At 73.3% G+C, this 554-nt stretch carries 1 pseudogene; it reads left to right on the top strand.

Annotated elements, in window-relative coordinates:
- Window positions 1-554 (top strand): annotated as a pseudogene (locus M3667_RS16535) (hypothetical protein); the annotation flags it as partial.

Below are 554 nucleotides of genomic sequence, written 5' to 3'. Positions count from 1 at the left end.
ACACCCGCTGCGTCCGCCTGGTCACGGGGGCCGACGGCATGTCCGACCTCATCGCGACCCTGCCCACCGTCCTCGCCGTCGGCATCTACGACCGCCTCACCCACCAAGCCCGCGCGCTCCTCGACATCCGCGCCGGCGGCGCGTTCGGGCACGACGGGGGTGACGGTCCTGGCCACACCGCCCCCGCGACATCCGGCGCCCAGCCCGGTCTCCAGCTCGGTCTCGATTCCCCGTCAGACTTTGAGTCCCGACCCGTCTCCGCCTTCGGCGCGGCATCCGCCCCCGTTTCCGACTCTGTTTCGAGGCAGTCCGCCGCTCAAGCGGCTCTCAGTCCCGCGACCGTGCTCGCCACCGACCAGCGCACCACCGCGCAACTGCGCGCCGACATCCTCGCCGACCTGCTGCTCAGCGCCGCCCCCGACGCCGGCCCCACCCGCACCGACGACGGCCCCGGCACCCTCGGCACCATCCGCGCCCGCGTCCAGATCGTCGTCCCCGCCCTCACCATCCTCGACCCCACCCGAGAAAACCACGACCCCGCCGAACTCATCGGC

This window comes from Microbacterium sp. P26 (genome assembly GCF_023712585.1).
GTDB classification, from domain to species: domain Bacteria; phylum Actinomycetota; class Actinomycetes; order Actinomycetales; family Microbacteriaceae; genus Microbacterium; species Microbacterium algihabitans_A.
Note: the sequence above shows the minus strand (reverse complement) of the source record. Positions and strands in the feature narration are given on the sequence as shown.